Genomic DNA, 17,914 nt, shown 5'->3' with positions numbered 1-17,914 from the left:
CCGAAAGGCTGCTCCCATGGCACTTCCCGCCATCGCCCCCTATCCCCTTCCCGTCGCCGACGAGCTCCCGGCGAACCGGGTCGGCTGGACCGTCGACCCGGAGCGCGCCGTGCTGCTCGTCCACGACCTCCAGAACCACTTCCTGCGTGCGTACCGCCCGGGCGAGGAGCCGCTGACCGGCATGCTCGCGAACACCGCCCGTGTGATGGAGACCGCCCGCCGCGCCGGAATCCCGGTGGTGCACTCGGCGCAGCGCGGCGGCCAGAGCGCCGAGGAGCGCGGTCTCCAGCTGGACTTCTGGGGCCCGGGGATGGCGGACGACCCGGAGGCGCTGGCCGCACCGGCCGAGGTGGCGCCCGCGCCGGGCGACACGGTGCTCACCAAGTGGAAGTACAGCGCCTTCGTCCGCACCGAGCTGGAATCCCTCATCCGCGACGACGGCCGCGACCAGCTGGTGATCACCGGTGTGTACGCGCACATCGGCGTGCTGATGAGCGCCGCCGACGCATGGATGCGCGACATCCAGGCGTTCGTGGTGGCCGACGCGGTCGCGGACTTCTCGCGCGAGGACCACGACATGGCGCTGCGCTGGGCGGCGGGCCGCTGCGCGGTCGTGACGACGACGGACGCGCTGCTGAAGGAGATCTGAGGGCCCGTACCTCACGTCCGGGGGGCCGCCGCGGCCTCGGGCGTGAGGTGCAGGGCGAGCACGTCCAACGCCGCGCCGATCCTGCGCAACGTCTCCGGATCGTCGGTACCCAGCGCTGCGCTCAACGCGTCGTCGATCCGGGCGGTCCGCACCTCGGCCACCCGCTCGGACACCTCCGTGGCCGTACGGATCAACTGCCGCCTGCCATCGGCCGGATCGGGTGCGGACACGAACGAGCCGGTCTCCTTCAGCCTGGCCACGGCGCCCGAGACCTGGCTCTGCGGCAGGCCCGTGCGTGCGGCGATCTCGCTCACCGAGGTGCCCTGGTGCCCCAGGACGTCGCTCAGTACGACCAGGGCCGCCCGGGTGCCTCCGCGCTGCGCGGCGCCGGCCGGGTCCGACGGCTCCGGGAGCGCCTGCTCACCGATCTTCATCAGGGTCCGTCCGAGCAGGAACAGCTGGACCGGGGTCATCGAGGTACTCATGGGGCGAACCCTACCCCCATCCATCACTACCGATGCATCACCGATCGATGCATCATTGCCTGATGCATCTCTCTTGATGCATCTAAAAAGATAAAGTAACGTCCGGGGCACCGCCGGTGCTCCCCGCGCCGGACACCTCACCGACCGGGAGATCCGATGTTCCTCGACACCGACGGCGCGACCCTCTACTACGAGGTCCGGGGCACCGGCCCGCTGCTGCTCATCGCGCAGAGCGGCGAGGGCGACGCCGGCCGGAGCACCGACCTGGCGCGCCACCTCGTCGACCGGTACACAGTGGTCACCTACGACCGCCGGGGCCTGTCCCGCAGCACCCTCGCCGACCCGGCGCGGGGCGTGACCATGGAGGAGCACGCCGACGACGTCCACCGGCTGCTGGCCCGGCTCACCGACGAGCCCGCCCTGATGCTCGGATGCAGCATGGGCGCCGCCATCGGGCTCCACCTCGCGGTGGCCCACCCCGGGCAGCTCCGCACCCTCGTGGCGCACGACCCGGTCTCCCCGTCCCTGCTGCCCGCCGGTCCGCGCACCGCGCACGCGGCGGAGCTCGTCCACCTCCAACGGGTCCACCGCGAGGGCGGACTGGGTGCCGCGCTCCCGGAGATCGCCCGGGTCCTCGGGATCGACCCGGCCCGCCAGGAGACCGAGCCGGACCTGACACCCATGCCGCTCACCCCGGGCCGGGCCGCCGACTTCGGGTTCTTCATCGCACACGACTTCACGGCCGTCATCGACGCCGAACTCGACCAGGAGGCGCTGCGGACATCTCCGGTACGCATCGTGCCCGCCGGCGGTGCCATCACCTCGCCGGACGTCTTCGTCGCGCAGTGCGCGGACCGGCTGGCCGGCCTGGTGGGGCGGGAGACCGTCGCGTTCCCCGGCGGGCACAACGGCAACACCACCCATCCCCGCGCGTACGCCGCCCGACTGCGCGAGGTCCTGGCGTAGGCACGGCATCGAGGCTCCCGGGACTACGCGAAATCCCCGGACCGCAATTGCGGTCCGGGGATTTGCTCACGTATATTGAGTGGTTCTGTGTGCCCACAGAAAAAGGCCCCTCACCGGGGGCCAACAAGAATCACGATATCCGTCAGGGAGCTGTTTTGTCAACTCGGGAAAGCGCCGAATTGCAGAAGGAGCAGGAATACATCGACCGGCTCCACCACCGTGTCGACGTTCTGCGCGGTGACGCCGCCGAGCAGGTCCAGGACGCCCTGACGCCGGTCGGCACCGGCCAGCAGGCCCGCCTCGAACGCGATGTCCTGGTCGCCGAGCGATCCGGTCTGCTCGCCGCTCTGAACGCGGTGGACGGCTCGCTCTGTTTCGGCCGTATCGATCTCACGGACGGCGTCGCGCACCATATCGGCCGTATCGGAATCCGTGAGGACGACAGCGAACGCACGCCTTTGCTGATCGACTGGCGCGCCCCGGTCGCCCGCCCCTTCTATCTCGCCACCCATCACACCCCGATGGGTCTGCGCAGGCGCCGCCACCTCACGACCGTGGGGCGCACGGTCACCGAGCTGCACGACGAGATCCTGGACGTCTCGGACCGGGAGCGCACCGGTTTCGAGGACCCGAGCGGCGACACGGTCCTGCTCGCGGCGGTGAACTCGGCGCGGACCGGACGCATGGCGGACATCGTGCGGACCATCCAGGCGGAGCAGGACCGCATCATCCGGGCGCCGCACCGGGGCGTCCTGGTGGTCGAGGGCGGGCCCGGCACCGGCAAGACGGCCGTCGCCCTGCACCGGGCGGCGTTCCTGCTGTACGAGCAGCGGGAGCTGCTGGCCAAGCGGGCGGTCCTCATCGTGGGGCCGAACCCGGCCTTCCTCAGCTACATCGGCGAGGTGCTGCCCTCGCTCGGTGAGACCGGCGTCCTGCTCGCCACCCAGGCCGAGCTGTTCCCCGGCGTCCGGGCCCGCGGCGCGGACACGCCCCGGGCCGCGGCCGTGAAGGGCGGCGCGTCCATGGCCGAGGCGCTGGCGCTCGCCGTGCGCGACCGTCAGCTGCTGCCCGAGCCGGGCGCCCCGCTGATCGTCCCGCACGACGACGGCGACCTGGTCCTGGACTGGGAGATCGCCTACGAGGCCCGGCAGGCGGCCCGGGACACCCAGCTGCCGCACAACCTCGCCCGGCCGCACTTCGCGTTCCGGATCATCGACGCGCTGACCGCCCAGCTCACCGAGCGCATCGGCGCCGACCCCTACGGCGGGCCGAACTTCCTGGGCCCGGACGACATCGCCCAGCTCGGCAAGGCGGTCGCCGTCAGCCAGGAGGTGCACGCCGCGATCGAGGAACTGTGGCCGGCCCTCACCGCCGAGGACTTCCTCACCGGCTACCTGGCCGAGCCGGTGCACCTGCCGGAGGCGGACGCGGCGGCCATCCGGCGCGCACCCGGCGAGGGCGCCTGGACGCCGGCCGACGTGCCGCTGCTGGACGAGGCCGCGGAACTGCTCGGGGTGGACGACAGCGCCGAACAGGCGGCGGCAGAGGCGGAGCGCCAGGAGCGGATCGCGTACGCCCAGGGCGTCCTCGAACTGTCCCGGGGCTCGGAGTCCTTCGAGTTCGAGGACGAGGAGTCGGAGCTGCTCGCCGCCCACGACATCATCGACGCGGAGCGGATGGCGGAGCGCCAGGAGGAGGCCGACCACCGCAGTGCGGCGGAGCGGGCCGCCGCCGACCGGACGTGGGCGTTCGGGCACATCATCGTGGACGAGGCGCAGGAGCTGTCGCCGATGGCGTGGCGGCTGCTCATGCGGCGGTCCCCGACCCGGTCGATGACGCTGGTGGGCGACCCGGCGCAGACCTCGGAGGAGGCCGGGGTCGGCTCGTGGCAGGAGATCCTGGAGCCGTACGTGGGCGACCGGTACGAGCATGTGCGGCTCGGGGTCAACTACCGTACGCCCGCCGAGGTGATGGAGGTCGCGGCGAAGGTGCTGCGGGCCGTGGATCCCTCGTTCGAGCCTCCGGGGTCGGTGCGCTCCACGGGCGAGGTGCCCTGGGTGCGCGACGCCGGGGCGGATCTGGCGGGCGCGGTGGCGCGGGCGGTCGGCGAGCTGACGCCCGCCGAGGGGCGCCTCGCGGTGATCGCGCCCCGCGAGCTGCACGAGGAGATCGCGGCGCCGCTGGACGGCGTGACACCCGGCGGCGAGCCGGATCTGACCCGGACGGTGGTGCTGCTGGGGCCCCGGCAGGCCAAGGGCCTCGAATTCGACCATGTCCTGGTGGTGGAGCCGGGCCGGTTCGGAACGAGCGACCTGTACGTGGCACTGACCCGTGCCACGCAGCGGCTGGGCATCCTGCACCGGGAGGCGCTTCCGGCGTCCCTGCGCTGACCTGGCGGCAACCGGGTGCGCGGGCCGGGCTGTTGCACGAGGGCAGCCCGGCCGGACGGATGGATTCCGGGGAGCCTTGACACCCCGGACCGGCAGGAGGAGCATCCTCACGTCGTTGACAACGTTGTCGGGGCGACGCCGTTCCTCCGCGGTCACGGCGCCGGTCTCGCGCCGCGTTGACCGTCCGTCACATCAGAAGGGCAGGAACGGTGCCACAGACGCACAAACGCCGTACGCACACCGCGATCCGGGCCGTGGGCTCCCTCACGGCGGCCGCCATGGCCGTCACGGGGCTCGCGGTCGCAGCCGCCCCGGTTTCGGCCGCGCCGGGCGGGCACCTCGTGAAGAACCCGGTGTCGTACGTCGATCCCCTCATCGGCACGTCCAACGCGGGCAACACCTACCCGGGCGCCGTGCAGCCGTTCGGCATGCTGGCGTGGAGCCCGCAGAACTCGAGGGGCAAGCAGGTCTCGACGCCCGCTCCCGGCGGCTACCAGTACGACGCGAAGAAGATCCGCGGCTTCAGCCTCACGCACCTCAACGGAGTGGGCTGCTCGGGCGCGAACGGCGACATCCCGATCATGCCGTACGTGGGCGACGTGGACTCCTCCCCCACCTCGGACACCACCGACGCGAAGTACGCGAGCGACTTCTCGCACGACGACGAGACGGCGGCCGCCGGGTACTACGAGGTCGGGCTGGCCAGTGGCGCTTCGGCGGCGCTGACCACGACCGCCAGGACGGGGTCGGGAACGTTCGGGTTCCCGGCGGACAAGCCCGCCAGCATGCTCTTCCGTACCTCCAACTCGGAGACCGGCAGCACCGACGCCACCGTGCGGATCGACAAGGCCGCGCGGACGGTGACGGGGTCCGTCACGGCGGGCAACTTCTGCGGACCGCAGAGCGCCAACAACCGCAAGGACCTCTACACGCTGTACTTCACCGCCCACTTCGACAAGCCCTTCGCGAAGGTCGGTACCTGGAAGGACGGCACCCTCACCCCCGGCTCCACCTCCGCCTCCGGCGGTACGGGCTACAGCTCGTCCGGCAACGCCGTGGAGGGCAAGGGCTCCGGCGGGTACATCACTTTCGCGGACGGCACCACCGAGGCGCGCGCCAAGGTGGCCGTCTCGTACGTCAGCGCCGCGAACGCCGAGGCCAACCTCCGTAAGGAGAACGGGCCCGGCAAGAGCTTCGACACGGTGAAGCGGCAGGCAGCCGCGAACTGGAACAAGGCGCTGAAGGCCGTCGAGATCGGCGGCGGCACCGAGACACAGCGCACCGCGTTCTACACCGCGCTCTACCACTCCATGCTGGAGCCGACCCTCACCAGCGACGTGGACGGCCGCTACCTCGGCGCCGACCGCAAGCCGCACCGGCTGTCCAAGGGGCAGAAGGCGCAGTACGGCACCTTCTCCGGCTGGGACCAGTACCGGGCGCAGGTGCAGCTGATGGCGCTGCTCGACCCGAGGGCGGGCAGCGACTACGCGCAGTCCCTGTTCAACTACGCGAACCAGCGGGACGGCGAGTGGGACCGCTGGCTGCTGGAGAACGGCAAGACGAGCGTGATGTCGGGCGACCCGTCCGACGCGGCGCTGGCCGGGATCTACGCCTTCGGCGGCCGTGACTTCGACGTCGAGGGCGCGCTGAAGTCGCTGGTGAAGGCGGCGACCGTGCCGACCGCCAACGACTCCGACAGCTCCGGCTGCAACGTCGAGTGCGTGGGCCAGCGCCCCGCGCTGGACAAGTACCTGGAGCTCGGCTACGTACCGGCGGACAACTGCCACTGCTGGGGCGGGGCGGCCGAGACGCTGGAGGACGCGGCGGCCGACTACGGCCTGTCGGAGCTGTCCCGGAGGCTGGGCAACACGGGCGACGCCAAGAAGTTCCTGGACCGGTCGGGCAACTGGACGAACGTCTTCGACGCCAACGCCACCGAGCACGGCGGGTACATACGCGACCGGAAGGCCGACGGCAGCTGGGCGGGCACCTTCACGCCCGGCACCGGCACCGGGTTCGTGGAGGGCACCAGCGCCCGGTACACGTGGATGGTCTACTCCGACGTGGCGGGTCTCGCCGGTGCGATGGGCGGCAACGAGCGTGCCACGGAGCGCCTCGACGCGTTCTTCCGTACGCCGGACGGGAAGTTCGACTTCTCGGCGAAGGACGCCACGCGTTACGACCCGACGAACGAGCCCGACATCAACGCGCCGTACCTGTACAACTACTTCGGCGCCCCGTACAAGACGCAGGAGACGGTCCGCGCCGAGCTGGACCAGCTGTGGACCGACGGCCCCGGCGGTATCCCGGGCAACGACGACGCGGGGACCATGTCGTCCTGGTACGTCTTCTCCGCGCTCGGCATGTACCCGCAGAACCCGAGCCGCGCCGATCTGACGCTGACCGCGCCGCTGTTCCCGCACGCGGTGGTGCACACCGGGCACGGCAGGAGGATCACCATCGAGGCTCCGGCCGCCTCGGCGGACCACACGTACATCCACGGGCTGAAGGTGAACGGCCGTACGTCCACGAAGCCGTGGGTCGGTGACTCGCTGGTGGAGCACGGCGGGCGGCTGGACTTCACGCTCGGCACGACGCCCGACACCTCCTGGGGCGGCGCACCGGCCGACGCGCCGCCGTCCTTCCCCGGCGGCGGGCTGAAGTACTTCACGGGCGCGTCCCCCGACCAGCTGAAGGTCGAGCCGGGCGGAGAGGGCGCGCAGACCGTGGTCAAGGCGCAGAGCCTGGAGACGAAGGCCACCACCGTGCACTGGAAGGCAGAGGCGCCGGACGGGGTCGCCGTGACCCCGTCCGAGGGTGACTTCACGGTCCCGGCGAGCGGTGCGGGGCAGGCGAAGCTCACCGTGTCGGCGGGGAAGGACACCGCCGAGGGCTACTACACGGTCCCGGTGACGCTCACGTCCTCGTCGGGTACGGAGCTGCCGAAGACATCGGCGGCGGTGACGGTCGCCGAGAAGAACGGTCTGCTGTGGAACCGCAACAGCACCGGGATCTCGGCGGACGACGCGAACCCGCAGGCCAACTTCGACGGTGAGGGCTGGAGTTACTCGGCCCAGGCGCTCGCGGCGGCCGGTGCGAAGCCGGGCGGCACGGTCTCCTCGGGCGGCTTCGACTTCACCTGGCCGAAGGCGGACGCCGGCGACCCGGACAACATCGAGGTGGCCGGTACGAGCCCCCAGGTCCTGAACGTCTCCCCCGCTCAGGGTGACACGAAGCTCGCGTTCCTCGGCAGCGCGGCCGAGGGCAGGGCTTCGGGCACGGTGACGCTCACGTACACCGACGGCACCACGCAGCAGGCCGGGATCGGCTTCAGCGACTGGACGCTGGGCGGCGGCTCGCAGCAGCCGTCGTACGGGAACACGGTGGCGGTGCACACCGACTACCGCGACGTGCAGGGCGGCGGAAAGGACCCGGTGGGCACCGAGGTCTTCACGACCGCGCCGATCGCGCTCCAGGCCGGGAAGCAGCTCGCGTCCGTGACGCTTCCGGCCACGACGGACGGCGGGATCATCCACGTCTTCGCGGTGGCCACCGCCTGACGGGATCCGGACAACGGCAAGGGCCGGCCCCCACGTCGGAGGCCGGCCCTTGCGGCGTCGTCAGACGAGGTCGAACCGGTCCAGGTTCATGACCTTGTCCCAGGCGGCGACGAAGTCGCGCACGAACTTCTCCTTGGCGTCGTCGCTCGCGTAGACCTCGGCGACGGCGCGCAGTTCGGAGTTCGAGCCGAAGACCAGGTCGGCGCGGGTGCCGGTCCAGCGGACCTCACCGGTGACGGCGTCGCGGCCCTCGAACGCGCTCTGGTCGTCGGCCGTCGACTTCCACGTCGTGCCCATGTCGAGCAGGTTGACGAAGAAGTCGTTGGTCAGCGTGCCCGGCGCGTCGGTGAGCACCCCGTGCGAGGTCTGCTGGTGGTTGGCGCCCAGAACGCGCAGACCGCCGACGAGGACCGTCATCTCGGGCGCGCTCAGGTTCAGCAGGTTGGCCCGGTCGAGCAGCAGGTACTCGGCGGGGAGCCGGTTCCCCTTGCCCAGGTAGTTGCGGAAGCCGTCCGCGACGGGCTCCAGCTCGACGAAGGACTCCACGTCGGTCTGGTCCTGCGAGGCGTCGACCCGGCCCGGGGTGAACGGCACCTCGATGTCGGTACCGGCGTCCCTGGCCGCCTTCTCGACCCCTGCGGCGCCCGCGAGGACGATCAGGTCGGCGAGGGAGACCTGCTTGCCGCCCTGCTGCTCGGCGTTGAAGGACTCCTGGACGGACTGGAGGGTACGCAGGACACCCGCGAGGCGGTCCGGGTCGTTGACCTCCCAGCCGCTCTGCGGTTCGAGGCGGATGCGCGCGCCGTTGGCGCCGCCGCGCTTGTCGCTGCCCCGGAAGGACGAGGCGGAGGCCCAGGCGGTGGAGACCAGCTCGGAGACGGACAGGCCGGAGGCGAGGACCTTCTCCTTGAGCGCCGCGATGTCGGCGGCGTCGATCAGCTCGTGGGTGCGCTCGGGCAGCGGGTCCTGCCAGATCAGTGTCTCCTGCGGCACCTCGGGGCCGAGGTAGCGGACGACCGGGCCCATGTCGCGGTGGGTCAGCTTGTACCAGGCGCGGGCGAAGGCGTCGGCGAACTCCTGCGGGTTCTCGTGGAAGCGCCGCGAGATCTGCTCGTACGCCGGGTCGAAGCGCAGCGACAGGTCGGTGGTGAGCATGGTCGGGGCGTGGCTCTTCGACGGGTCGTGCGCGTCGGGCACGGTGCCCGCGCCCGCGCCGTCCTTGGGCCGCCACTGGTGGGCGCCGGCGGGGCTCTTGAAGAGCTCCCACTCGTAGCCGAAGAGGATGTTGAAGAAGCTGTTGTCCCAGGTGGTGGGGGTGTCCGTCCAGATGCCTTCGAGGCCGCTGGTGATGGTGTCGCCGCCCTTGCCGGTGCCGTGCGAGCTCTCCCAGCCGAGGCCCTGGCGCTCCATCGGGGCGGCCTCGGGGTCGGGGCCGACGGCATCGGCGGGGCCGGCTCCGTGCGTCTTGCCGAAGGTGTGGCCGCCGGCGATCAGGGCGACGGTCTCCTCGTCGTTCATCGCCATGCGGCGGAACGTCTCGCGGATGTCGCGGGCCGCGGCGATCGGGTCCGGGTTGCCGTTGGGGCCCTCCGGGTTGACGTAGATGAGACCCATCTGCACGGCGCCGAGCGGGTTCTCCAGCTCCCGGTCACCGGTGTAGCGCTCGTCACCGAGCCAGGTGGTCTCGGGGCCCCAGTACACGTCCTCGTCGGGCTCCCAGGCGTCCACGCGGCCGCCGCCGAAGCCGAAGGTCTCGAAGCCCATCGTCTCCAGGGCGACGTTCCCGGTGAGGACGAGGAGGTCGGCCCAGGAGATGTTCTTGCCGTACTTCTTCTTGACCGGCCACAGCAGGCGCCGCGCCTTGTCGAGGCTCGCGTTGTCCGGCCAGCTGTTGAGCGGGGCGAAGCGCTGCTGGCCGGAGCCGGCGCCGCCGCGGCCGTCGCTGATGCGGTACGTGCCGGCGCTGTGCCAGGCCATCCGGACCATGAAGGGGCCGTAGTTGCCGAAGTCGGCGGGCCACCAGTCCTGGGAGGTGGTCAGCACCTCGGCGATGTCCCGCTTGACGGCGGGCAGGTCCAGCGCGTTGAACGCCGCGGCGTAGTCGAAGTCCTCGCCGAGCGGGTTGGCCACGGCGGGGTTCTTGGCGAGAATCCGCACGTTGAGCCGCTCCGGCCACCACTGGCGGTTACCGCCGCCCTGGGTGGGGTGCGGCGCGCGACCGTGCGCGACGGGGCAGCCGCCGGCCTCCTCCGACTTGGGGTCGGTGACGATCGCGTCGTGGTTCTCAGTCATGGAATTCCTTCCGGACGGGGCGGATCTCGGTGCTCTGAGAATGTGGGGCGGGTGGCCGAAGCGGTCTCGCCCGGAGGGCGTCCTGCCCTGGCTGGGCCGGAACCGATCCTACGATGGACCTAGTCCAAGTCAATACGAACACGCGATGGAATGATCAACGGCCGCCGTGTACAGCCGCTGCGGCAACAAAGGTCCGGGCCAGGAGGCCGGGTCGGGGCTCAGCGGTCCCGACCCAAGGGCTGTCCCGCGATTCCTGGCGCCCGCCGGGAATCGCGGGACAGCCCTCAGCGTCCGCCGTCCCCCCGCCGGTGCACGCTGACCGCGTAGCCGCCTCCGTCGTACGGGGCGGCGTCCCAGGTGGCGAAGCGGTCGACGGGGGTGAGCCCCGCGGCGGCGCAGTGGGTGTCGTACTCGGCGAGCGTGAGGCCGGGCGGCACGGGGAGGTGGGCCGCGTCCAGGCCGAACCCGGCGACCAGCAGACCGCCCGGGCGCAGCGCTCCGGCGAGGCCGGCGACCACGGTGGCCTCGGTGCCGGGGGCGAGCAGCGCCATCACGTTGCCCGCGGCGACGACGAGGTCGAAACCGGGTTCGATGGAGAGCGCCTCCGGGTCGAACGCGGCCAGGTCGGCGCGGTACCAGGGCAGCCCGGGCGCCTGCTCGCGCGCGACGGCCAGCATCGAGGCGTCGACGTCCACCCCGGTGCAGTCGTAGCCGAGCTCCGCGAGCCGGATCGCGACCCGGCCGGTGCCGCAGCCGGCGTCCAGCACCCGCGCCCCGGCGGGCACCAGGGCGGCGCAGAACCGCGCCTCGCCGTGCATGTCCCTGCCACTGCGGGCCAGGGCCGCGAAGCGGGCGGCGTAGTCCTCGCCCGAGGTGTCTCCGGTCAGTTCGGTCCAGCGGTTCATGCGGGCCACTGTAAGCGGAGCGCATGAACCGGGGGCGGGTCAGCCCGACGCCGGAGGGTGGCCCGTGTCGAAGGCGAAGAGGGTGTTCCGGGCGGCCGCCACGACCACGGCGCGTCCGGCGACGGTGACGCGGGGGCTCGCACCCTCCTGGCCGGTCAGACCGTCGGCCCTCGGGTCCGTCGCCCACAGCACCGAGCCGTCCGACGGGGAGAGGGCGACCACGCGGCCGGTCGCGGAGCTGAAGAAGAGCGCACCGTTCCCGGCCACGGGGCCCGAAGCGCCCTCCACGCTGGTCTGCCGGGACCACTTCCTGCGGCCCGTGGCGGGGTCGAACGCGGTGACGCGGCCGGTCTGCCCGCTCACGTACACGGTGCCGTCCGCCATGCCGGGCGTGCCCGCGTACGTGGATGGCAGCGGGACGTCCGTGACCTTCCCGGAGGCCGGGTCGACCTGCACCACTGCCTCGTACCCGGTGAGCGCCGGGCCCTCCAGGTGCTCCCTGAGCAGGACGAGCCGGCCGCCCGTGACGCCCACCGGCACGGCGGGGCCGTCGACCGCGACGGCCTCGCCCCAGGCGCCGGAGGCCGGGTCGAGGGGGTACAGGGCCGGGCGGCGGACCGCCGAGGCGTCGAGCTCGGCGTCGGTCGCGCACATGGCGAGCAGCCGGGTGCCCACGGGGACGGGGGCGCACCGGGAGCCGGCGGGGAACGGCGCCGTCCAGGCGAGGTCGCCGGTGTGCGCGTCCCGGGCCTCCAAGGCGGTGTCGGAGGCGTCGACGGTGATCACGTCGGTGCCGAGCACCACGGCGTCCCGGGTCCGGCCCGTGACGGCCGTCGACTGGGCGCCCGAGGGCGTGGACCACAGCTCCTTGCCGCTGTCGGCGTCGAGGGCGACCACCTCGTCGGAGGTGCCCCGCGGGTCGTCCTGGGCGGCGATCCGGTAGCCGAGCACGGTGTCGTCGGTGGCGCCCACCAGGTGCATGCCCTGGACGGGCACGCCCGGGCTCTTCGCCGTCCAGGCGCGTGAGCCGTCCCGGAGGTCGATCCGGGCGGCGACGACCCCGCCGCCCCCGCAGAACACGGCGTCGGCGCGGGCGACGCACCGCAGTTCGTCCGGGATGTCCTCGCGACCGCCCGGCACGGTCACGCGCCAGGGCGTGAAGCCGTCGGGCAGGGTGCCGACGGGCGCGGCGACCGTGCGGGCCTTGCCCTCGTCCGGCTCCTCGCCGAAGCCGCCCGCCCGGAGGACGGCGGCTCCCCCGCCGATCGCCGCCACGGCGACCGCCGCCGCGAGCACGGGCCGCCAGCGTCCGCGCAGCCCGCGTCCGCCGGGCGGGCCGGTCTCCTCCGGGGCGGGGGTGTGCGGTGCCGGGGTGTCGCGCGTGGCCAGGTGGTGCTGGGTGGCCACGTCCCGGGTACGGCCGGCGGCGCGCCCGGCCGGCGCCGCGCCGCCGAGGTCGGCCGGCAGGTCCCGTAGCAGCTCCAGGAGTTCGCCGGCCGAGGGCCGGCCCTCGGGTTCCTTGACCAGGCACGGTTCGACGACGGTGCGCAGCGCCTCCGGTACGGCGTCGAGCGAGGGCTCCTCGTGCACCACCTGGTACGCCGTGAGGTACGGGCTGTCCGCGTCGAAGGGGCCGTGGCCGGTGGCCGCGTACACCAGGAGGGTCGCCAGCGAGAAGACGTCGGAGCGCGGTCCGACGCCGCGCGGTGCCTGGAGCTGTTCCGGTGACATGAAGGGCGGGGTGCCGATGACGCGTCCGGTCATCGTCAGGGTCTGCTGGTCGGCGGCGCGCGAGATGCCGAAGTCGATGACGCGCGGCCCTTCGGCGGACAGCACGACGTTCGACGGTTTCAGGTCGCGGTGGACGACCCCGACGCGGTGGATGTCGCGCAGCGCCTCGGCGAGCCCGATGGCCAGGCTGCGCAGTCCGGGCCCGTTCAGCGGGCCTTCGGCGGCGATGCGCTCGGCGAGGGTGGGGCCCTCGATGTAGGTGGTCGCCATCCAGGGCTGCTCGGCCTCGGGCGCCGCGTCCACCACGGCGGCGGTGAAGGCGCCGCTGACCCGGCGCGCCGCCGCTACCTCCTGGCGGAAACGGATGCGGAATTCGCTGTCGCCGGCGAAGTGCTGGTGGATCAGCTTGATGGCGACGGGCCGGCCGGAACCCGTACGGGCCAGGAAGACCGTGCCCATGCCACCTGAACCGAGCCGCGCCTCCAGCGGATAACCGCCGATCTCGGCTGGATCGCCTGCGCGCAGCGACACTCTTACCGACCTCTCGTCCCCGTGCGCCTCTGCCGTCACGGACCGCCCGTCTGTGCTGGACACAAACTAGCCGCAGGGTGGTGGGGGTGAGCAAAGCGGGTGACACGTGCGGGCAGGTGCGTGGTAGGGGCCGCCCGGCCGGCACCGGGGCGGCCCGTCGGCTTCAGCAGGGGCCGAGGTCCTGCCAGACGCCCCATTCACCCGTGGAGCCGGGCGTCTCGTTCTGGGTCCACCACTTGGCCTTCCAGGTGTGGCCCCCGTACGAGACGGTGTTGCCGCCGGTGTAGACGGCGCCGGGGCTCCACGCGGCGGCGGTGCAGCTGCCGGTCGGGGGCGGCGTGGTCGGCGGGGTGGTGGTGGGCGGGGTGACGCCCGCGAACCTCACCGAGTACTTCGCGAAGTCCCAGTCCGCCTGGGCCACGCTGCTGCACGTGCCGGAGGTCTTGCCGTTGTTGTCGGGCGGGGCGCACTGGCGGTCGCGGTTGAGGGACCAGAAGGTGAAGCGGTCCATGTGGTGGCCGGTGGCGAAGTCCAGGACGGTCTGGAAGTCGGCCTGGGTGAAGTACTCGCCGGTGTCGCTGCGTCCGTTCATGCCGGAGAAGCCCTCGTGGGCGTAGGCGGTGGCCTCGTCCCAGCCGAAGGTGGTGCGCAGGATCGCGTTGAAGTTCGTCAGGGCGCTCGTCTGGGCGGCGGCCCCGTTGAAGCCGCCGTCGAACGGCATGATGGAGAAGTTGTTCGGTGTGAAGCCCTGGGCCTTGGCCTCGTTGAGCATCTGCTTGCCGAACCATCCGGTGCCGTCGGCGGTCGCCGCCGTGGTGACCGAGACGTAGAGGCCCGGGTTGTTCTGCTGGAGGATCTTGGCGGCGCCGATCTCGCGGGCGATGGCGGCCGTGTTCTCGTACTCCGGTTCCTCCAGGTCGAAGTCGATGGCCTTCAGCTGGTACTTGGTGATGACCTGCTGGTACGCGGCGGCGGTGGAGGCCGCGTCGGAGCAGGTCTGGCCGAGCTTCGTCCCCCCGTAGCCGCCGATGGACACCGACACGTCGCCGCCCTTGGCCCGGATCGCGCCGATGACGGAGGCGACGGCGGTGTCCGAGGAGACCGGCGACGTGCCGTCCCAGGTGGGGCTGCAGCCACCGCCGTTGGGCGCCAGGATGAAGGCGAGCTGGAACGCCTTGAGGCCGGTGGCGTCCATGATGGCGCCCGCGTCCGGCGGATTGTTGTCGTGCGGCATCAGATAGGGCGCGGCGGCGTACCACCGGCTGGAGAGCGCGGCGGCGTCGGCGGGCGCGCCCGAGGCCTGCTGTGCGGCGAAGGCCGCGAGCCCTGCGGTGGCCAGGGCGGCGGTGGCCACGCCGGAGAGCAGAGCACGAAGACGTCTCATGGAGGCTCCTGTCGGGAGAAGGTGCCGCCAGAATCGGAGGATGACGCATTCACGTCAATGAGTTGGCCTAGACCATTGCGCTTTCTTGAAGCTCTCGCCGGCTTCCCGGAGACGACGTGACCGATATCGGAACACACTCCGTCCGCATTCCGACGCCCCTCGGCTAGGGTGTCGCGCGTGTCCTTCCCTCTCGCCTTCCGCCGGCTCGTGGACGACGCCGCGGTCTTCCCGCCCGGCCTGGCCCCGCTGCCGCGCGCCGTCGCCGATCACGCCGGGCACCTCGCGTCCGGGCACGCCGAGCTCGTCGGCCCCTTCGTGATCGGCGCCGACCGGCTCGGCGAACTGGCCGCGCTGGCCGGGCCGGACCTGTTCCCCAAGGGGCTGCGGGTGAGCGTGGTGGCCGGGCCGGCCGCGCTCCCGGCGGTCCTGGCCGCCTTCGCGGGGACCGGCCGGCTCGTACCGGCGGCCGTGGAGTTCAAGCCGGACCCCGCCCGGCCGTTCGCGGCCCAGCTGGAGGAACCGGCCGCACTCGGCTTCCCCGGGACGGTGTACGTGGAAGTCCCCCGCCCCGGTGCGCCGGAGTGGGAGCAGGCGCTCGCGTCGGCGGTACGCCACGGCTTCCGGCTGAAGTTCCGCACCGGCGGGACCGAGGCGGCGGCGTTCCCGTCCGAGGACGAGGTGGCGGCGTGGATCCACGGGGCCGTCGCCGCCGGGGCCGCCTTCAAGTGCACGGCCGGGCTGCACCACGCGGTCCGGCACACCGCCGCCGCCACCGGATTCGAGCACCACGGCTACCTCAACGTGCTCCTGGCGACGGCACGGGCCCGCGCCGGAGCGTCCCTCTCCGATGTCCGCGCGGCCCTCGCCGAGCGCGACCCGGAGGCGCTGGCCCGTGCCGTGACCGCGCTCCCGGCCTCCGGGGCCGCCGCCGCGCGGGAGGCGTTCGTCTCGTACGGGTCGTGCAGCGTGCTCGAACCGCTCGCGGACCTGACCGGCCTGGGCCTGCTCGGTCCCGCCACCACCTGTTCACCCGTCACCGAAGGGCGCCACGCATGACCATCCACCCCGCCACCTGGGTCGAGTCCGCGGCCGGCAGCGCGTACGACGTCGACAACCTCCCGTACGCCGTCTTCTCCACCACGGGCACCGCCCCGCGCATCGGCGTCCGCATCGGCGACCAGGTCCTGGACCTGGGCGCCGCCGCCACCGGCCTGCGCCCCGACTGGGCGCCGCTGCTCGACGCGCCCGCGCTCAACCCGCTGATGGCCGCGGGCGCGGCGGTGTGGGCGGAGGTCCGCGCCTGGACCGTCGAGCTGCTCACCGACACCGCGCACCGCGACCGCGTCCGCCTGGTGGCGCTGACCGATGTCACGCTGCACCTGCCGTTCGAGGTCGGCGACTACGTCGACTACTACGCCTCCGTGGACCACGCCACGAACGTCGGGCGGATCTTCCGGCCCGACGGGGACGCGCTGATGCCCAACTGGCGCCATCTGCCGGTCGCCTACCACGGTCGCGCGGGCTCCATCGTCGTCTCGGGCACCCCCGTGCACCGCCCCGCCGGACAGCGCAAGGCGCCCACCGACCCGGCGCCCGTCTTCGGCCCCTCCCTGCGCCTGGACATCGAGGCCGAACTCGGCTTCGTCGTCGGCCGCACGGTCCCGCTCGGGCAGCGCGTCGCGACCTCCGAGTTCGCCGAGACCGTGTTCGGCGTCACCGGCGTCAACGACTGGTCCTCGCGCGACATCCAGGCCTGGGAGTACGTCCCGCTGGGCCCCAACCTCGGCAAGTCCTTCGCCACCAGCATCGGCGCCTGGGTGACTCCGCTCGCCGCGCTGGAACACGCCCGCACCGACCTGCCCGGCCAGAGCCCCGCCGTACTGCCGTACCTGCGCGAGGAAGGCCCGTCGGGCTACGACATCGACGTGGAGGTCGAGGTCAACGGCACGGTGGTGGCGCGTCCGCCGTACGCGTCCATGTACTGGTCGCCCGCGCAGATGCTGGCCCACCTCACGGTCAACGGCGCCTCGCTGCGGGTCGGCGACTTCTACGCGTCGGGCACCATCTCCGGCCCCGGGAAGGACCAGCGCGGCTCGTTCCTCGAACTGTCCTGGGGCGGCAGGGAGACCTGGACCGCGGGCGGCGAGGAGCGCACGTTCCTCCAGGACGGCGACGAGGTCGTCCTGCGCTATTCGGCGCCGGGCGCGCGGGGGCGCATCGGGCTGGGCGAGGTCCGTGGCAGGATCCTCCCCACCATCCGGCCGCTCCCCGAAGAGGTGGAATGACACCGCCGAACGACTCCGAGAGCGGCGGCTCGCAGACCCTGGAGCGCGGACTCGCCCTCCTGGTCGAACTGAGCCGCCACCCGGAGGGGCTGACGACCAGCCAGGTGTCGGCCGCGACGGGGTTGCACCGCTCCATCGCGCACCGGCTGCTCGTCTCGCTCCACCGGACGGGGTTCGCCGCGCGCGACGACGGCGGCCGCTACACCGTGGGCCCGGCCGTGACCGGGCTCCTCGGCGGCACCGGTCCCAGCCTGCGGTCCGTCGCGGAGCCCGTCCTGCACCGCCTCGCCCGCCGTCTGGACGCCACCGCGAGCCTGGTCGAGGCCGTCGGTACCACCGCCGTCACCACGGTGGTGGCCGAACCGCCGACCGACGGCCCCCTGTTCTGGTACCGCAAGGGCAGCCGAGACCCCTGGACCACGGTTCCGGCGGCCTGGCCGCCCTGGCCTCCGGCCCCGCGCGCACCGGCGAACCGCCCCGCGTGCAGGCGATCCGCGAGGCCGGCCACGTCATCACCCACAGCGAGGTCAACATCGGCGCCCACGGCATCGCGGCCCCCCTGCCGGGCTGGCCGGTCCGGGCCGCGATCAACGTGGTCACCTCCGACCCCGACCTCGCCGAACGAGCCGTCCCGCACGTGCGGGAAGCCGCCGCCGTGATCGGCACACTGAGCGACCACCTCGGCACGGGGTGAACGGCGTACCGGCCTCGAAGGCCGGTACACGCCCGCCCGTCA

The 17,914-nt window shown here is 72.7% G+C and carries 12 protein-coding genes and 1 pseudogene; 8 read left to right on the top strand and 5 right to left on the bottom strand.

Annotated features, from left to right (window positions below; translation table 11 throughout):
* Positions 1-16 precede the first annotated feature (16 nt).
* Positions 17-649 (top strand): isochorismatase family protein, encoded by a 633-nt coding sequence (locus tag ACN6LM_RS27690; RefSeq protein WP_445068103.1) that lies wholly within the window; start codon positions 17-19, stop codon positions 647-649.
* Between the two features lie 11 nt (positions 650-660).
* Here the strand turns inward: ACN6LM_RS27690 and ACN6LM_RS27685 are convergent, their stop codons facing one another.
* Entirely contained in the window at positions 661-1,122 is a 462-nt protein-coding gene (locus ACN6LM_RS27685; protein WP_445068114.1) for a MarR family winged helix-turn-helix transcriptional regulator, read from the bottom strand.
* 168 nt (positions 1,123-1,290) lie between these two features.
* Here ACN6LM_RS27685 and ACN6LM_RS27680 point away from each other — a divergent pair, with 168 nt between their 5' ends.
* The 3 genes from ACN6LM_RS27680 to ACN6LM_RS27670 all read left to right on the top strand — a co-directional run bounded on the left by ACN6LM_RS27680 (position 1,291) and on the right by ACN6LM_RS27670 (position 8,050).
* Positions 1,291-2,100 (top strand): alpha/beta fold hydrolase, encoded by an 810-nt coding sequence (locus ACN6LM_RS27680; RefSeq protein WP_445068102.1) that lies wholly within the window; start codon positions 1,291-1,293, stop codon positions 2,098-2,100.
* A 179-nt stretch (positions 2,101-2,279) separates the two neighbouring features.
* A complete protein-coding gene (locus ACN6LM_RS27675; protein WP_445068113.1) occupies positions 2,280-4,490 on the top strand; it encodes a HelD family protein in 2,211 nt (736 codons plus the stop codon).
* 278 nt (positions 4,491-4,768) lie between these two features.
* Positions 4,769-8,050, top strand: coding sequence for a GH92 family glycosyl hydrolase (locus tag ACN6LM_RS27670; protein ID WP_445068112.1), 3,282 nt, complete (start codon positions 4,769-4,771; stop codon positions 8,048-8,050).
* A 60-nt stretch (positions 8,051-8,110) separates the two neighbouring features.
* Here ACN6LM_RS27670 and katG read toward each other — a convergent pair whose 3' ends face one another.
* The 4 genes from katG to ACN6LM_RS27650 all read right to left on the bottom strand — a co-directional run bounded on the left by katG (position 8,111) and on the right by ACN6LM_RS27650 (position 14,893).
* Entirely contained in the window at positions 8,111-10,342 is a 2,232-nt protein-coding gene (gene katG / locus ACN6LM_RS27665; protein WP_445068101.1) for a catalase/peroxidase HPI, read from the bottom strand.
* Between the two features lie 284 nt (positions 10,343-10,626).
* Positions 10,627-11,247, bottom strand: a complete 621-nt coding sequence (locus ACN6LM_RS27660) for a class I SAM-dependent methyltransferase (RefSeq protein ID WP_445068100.1) — start codon at positions 11,245-11,247, stop codon at positions 10,627-10,629.
* 39 nt (positions 11,248-11,286) lie between these two features.
* The gene (locus ACN6LM_RS27655) at positions 11,287-13,509 is read right to left on the bottom strand and encodes a serine/threonine-protein kinase (protein WP_445068099.1); all 2,223 of its coding nucleotides are present in this window, start codon (positions 13,507-13,509) and stop codon (positions 11,287-11,289) included.
* Between the two features lie 163 nt (positions 13,510-13,672).
* The gene (locus ACN6LM_RS27650) at positions 13,673-14,893 is read right to left on the bottom strand and encodes a chitinase (RefSeq protein ID WP_445068098.1); all 1,221 of its coding nucleotides are present in this window, start codon (positions 14,891-14,893) and stop codon (positions 13,673-13,675) included.
* A gap of 177 nt (positions 14,894-15,070) precedes the next feature.
* Here ACN6LM_RS27650 and ACN6LM_RS27645 point away from each other — a divergent pair, with 177 nt between their 5' ends.
* The 4 genes and pseudogenes from ACN6LM_RS27645 (at position 15,071) to ACN6LM_RS27630 (ending at position 17,872) form a co-directional block, all read left to right on the top strand.
* Positions 15,071-15,949: a hypothetical protein gene (locus ACN6LM_RS27645; protein WP_445068097.1), complete on the top strand. Its 879-nt coding sequence runs from the start codon at positions 15,071-15,073 to the stop codon at positions 15,947-15,949.
* Positions 15,946-17,178: a fumarylacetoacetase gene (fahA, locus tag ACN6LM_RS27640; protein WP_445068096.1), complete on the top strand. Its 1,233-nt coding sequence runs from the start codon at positions 15,946-15,948 to the stop codon at positions 17,176-17,178. Before ACN6LM_RS27645 ends, fahA begins: the two co-directional genes overlap by 4 nt.
* Positions 17,175-17,306: pseudogene (locus tag ACN6LM_RS27635) on the top strand (helix-turn-helix domain-containing protein); the annotation flags it as partial. The gene fahA and the pseudogene ACN6LM_RS27635, both read left to right, overlap by 4 nt.
* Before the next feature lie 353 nt (positions 17,307-17,659).
* Positions 17,660-17,872 carry a hypothetical protein gene (locus ACN6LM_RS27630; protein ID WP_445068116.1) on the top strand — a complete coding sequence of 71 codons (213 nt, stop codon included), beginning with the start codon at positions 17,660-17,662 and terminating at the stop codon, positions 17,870-17,872.
* Positions 17,873-17,914 lie beyond the last annotated feature (42 nt).

The sequence above is a fragment of the Streptomyces sp. SAS_281 genome, assembly GCF_052542855.1.
Note: the sequence above shows the minus strand (reverse complement) of the source record. Positions and strands in the feature narration are given on the sequence as shown.